The following is a 2582-nucleotide window of genomic DNA, read 5'->3' on the forward strand; positions in this document are numbered from 1 at the left end:
GCCGAGGACGGCGGGGGCCAGCGAGAGCAGGGACCGGTCGTCGTCGCGCAGCGCGAGTTCGTCCCGGTCCTCGGCGATCTCCCGGGCCATGGTCCGCAGATCGGGGGCGTCCGGGCCGGCAGGGTGCGTGCGGGCGATCCGGCGGGCGAGCGCCGTACCGCCGTACGAGCCGGCCAGGTGGTCGTTGAGGTAGATGGCGAGCAGCCGCTCGCCGTCGCGGTCGGTCATGGTGGCACTCCTTGCACGGTGCGGGTCCGCCGTCAGGCGGCGAGGGCCGTCGGCCGCAGCAGGACCTTCGTCCAGCCGTCGTCCCGGTGGTCGAAGCAGCGGTAGCCGCGCGGCGCCTCGGTGAGGGGAAGCTCGTGGGAGACCAGGAAGGACGGCTCGGCCCGTCCGGCGGTGATCAGGTCGCGCAGCCGGGCGTTGTACCGCTTCACCGGGCACTGGCCGGTGCCCATCCGCTGGCCCTTGGTGAAGAAGGTGCCGTAGTCGAAGCCGATCCGGCCCTCCTCGGCGCCGTCGGTGGCGGCCTCCGGGTCCTCGGGGACGTAGACGCCGACCACGCCGATGCCGCCGGCCGTCCGGACGGCCCTGACCAGCTGGTCCAGGACGAGCTCGGGGTGCTCCCGGCCGGTCGGGTCGTGCGCCTGGTAGCCGACCGCCTCGACGCCGCAGTCCGCGCCGGCGCCGTGGGTGGCGTCGGTGATCTGCTCGACCGGGTCGGCCGCGGAGAAGTCGACCGGCTCGGCGCCGATCCGCTCGGCGAGCGCCAGCCGGTCCGGCTCCTCGTCGACGACGAAGACCCGGGCGGCGCCGCGGATCACCGCACTGTGCGCGGCCAGCAGGCCGACCGGGCCCGCGCCGAACACCGCCACGGTGTCGCCCGGCCGCATGCCGGCCAGCTCGGTGCCGTGCCAGCCGGTCGGGAAGATGTCCGACAGCATGGTGAAGTCGTTCTCGTGCTCGGTGCCCGCCGGGAGCTCCAGCAGGTTGAAGTCCGCGTGCGGCACCCGCAGGTACTCGGCCTGCCCGCCGCGGTACGGGCCCATGTTGGCGTAGCCGTACGCCGCGCCGTCGACGCCCTCGGTCGGGTTCGTCCGCAGGCAGAACGCCGTCAGCCCCTCCACGCAGTTGCGGCAGCTGCCGCAGGCGATGTTGAACGGCACGGACACCCGGTCGCCCGGCTCGATCCGGGTGACGCCCGGGCCGGTCTCCTCGACGATGCCCATGTTCTCGTGACCGAGGACCTTGCCCTCCTCCACCGAGGTGCGGCCCTCGTACATGTGCAGGTCGGAACCGCAGATGTTGGTCGTGGTGATGCGCACGACCGCGTCCCCCGGGGCCTCCAGCCGCGGATCGGGCACCTCCTCGACCGACACCTCGAACGGCCCCTTGAACACCACTGCCTTCACGTCGACCACCCTCTCCGCGCATCACGTCGTCCGGTGGTCGCGGCTGCCCGTCGCGGGATGGCGGAAACCGCCGAGGCCGGCCGTTTGCCCGGCCGGGGCACGGACAGGCGCCGACGGGGGAGTTCCCGCACGGGCACCGCCCGTGCGGGCCCGACACCGGAGACGGAGAAGCCCATGCACCACCACGACGACCGCTTCCACGGCGCCACCGCACTGGTCACCGGCGGATCCCGCGGGCTGGGCCTGCTGATCGCCGGCGAACTCGCCGACCGCGGCGCCCGGGTGATGATCTGCGCCCGCGATCCGCAGGAACTCGCCACCGCCGAACGCGAGCTGAGCAGCCGCGGCACCGTCGCCTCCACCGTCTGCGACCTCGCGGAACCGGACGCCCCCGAACGGCTGGTCGCCGCCACCGTCGAGCGGTTCGGCCGGCTCGACGTGCTGGTGAACAACGCCGGACTGATCCAGGTCGGCCCGCTGGAGGCCTTCACCGCCGAGGACTTCGACCGTGCACTGGACGTCATGGTGCGGGCGCCCGTCCGGCTGGTGCTCGCCGCCCTGCCCGGCATGCGCGAGCGCCGCAGCGGCACCGTCGTCACCGTCTCCTCGATCGGCGGCCGCATCCCGGCCCCGCACCTGCTGCCCTACGTCACCGCCAAGTTCGCGCTCGCCGGGCTGTCCGCGGGCCTGCGCGCCGAACTCGCCGCCGACGGCATCAGCGTCACCACCGTGCTGCCGGGCCTGATGCGCACCGGCTCGCACCGGGCCGCCGCCTTCGCCGGCCGGCCCGAGCGCGAGTACGCCTGGTTCGGGCCCGCCGCGAGCCTGCCGCTGCTCTCCATGGACGCGTCCCGCGCCGCCCGGGCGATCGTCCGGGCCGCCGAACGGGGCCGCCCCGAGCTGGTGCTCACCCCCGCGGCCAAGCTCGGCAGCCGCGTCTACGGCCTGGCGCCCGCCACCACCACCCGCGCCCTCACCCTGGCGGCCCGGCTGCTGCCCTCCGCCGGCGCCCGGCCGAGCCGCCCGGTCGCGGGCACCGACGCCGCAGCCGAAGCCGAGCGCAGGTACCCGCCGGTCGGTGCACTGACCGGCCTCGGCGACCGCGCGGGACGCGGCACCAACGAGCCGCAATGACCGGCGGCCCGTAGTCGCAGCGGACAGCGCCAGAGC

Annotated in this window: 2 protein-coding genes and 1 pseudogene; 1 reads left to right on the forward strand and 2 read right to left on the reverse strand. The window is 75.0% G+C overall.

The features are described 5' to 3' along the window. Both ABZ641_RS32635 and ABZ641_RS32640 read right to left on the reverse strand, forming a co-directional pair. Positions 1–228, reverse strand: a pseudogene (locus tag ABZ641_RS32635) (hypothetical protein); the annotation flags it as partial. A 32-nt stretch (positions 229–260) separates the two neighbouring features. Further along, positions 261–1412, reverse strand: a complete 1152-nt coding sequence (locus ABZ641_RS32640) for a glutathione-independent formaldehyde dehydrogenase (protein ID WP_344624857.1) — start codon at positions 1410–1412, stop codon at positions 261–263. Between the two features lie 174 nt (positions 1413–1586). Between ABZ641_RS32640 and ABZ641_RS32645 the strand changes: the two genes are divergently transcribed. Beyond that, complete coding sequence (locus ABZ641_RS32645; RefSeq protein WP_344624856.1) at positions 1587–2546, forward strand: SDR family oxidoreductase; 960 nt, start codon at positions 1587–1589, stop codon at positions 2544–2546. The last annotated feature ends 36 nt before the right edge of the window (positions 2547–2582 follow it).

Origin of the sequence: Kitasatospora sp. NPDC007106, assembly GCF_040634455.1 — a bacterium.
In the GTDB taxonomy this organism is placed as follows: domain Bacteria; phylum Actinomycetota; class Actinomycetes; order Streptomycetales; family Streptomycetaceae; genus Kitasatospora; species Kitasatospora arboriphila.

Coding starts and splice junctions, on each gene's coding strand:
- ABZ641_RS32645 (WP_344624856.1), top strand. CDS start 1,587: ATGCACCACCACGACGACCGCTTCCACGGCGCCACCGCACTGGTCACC.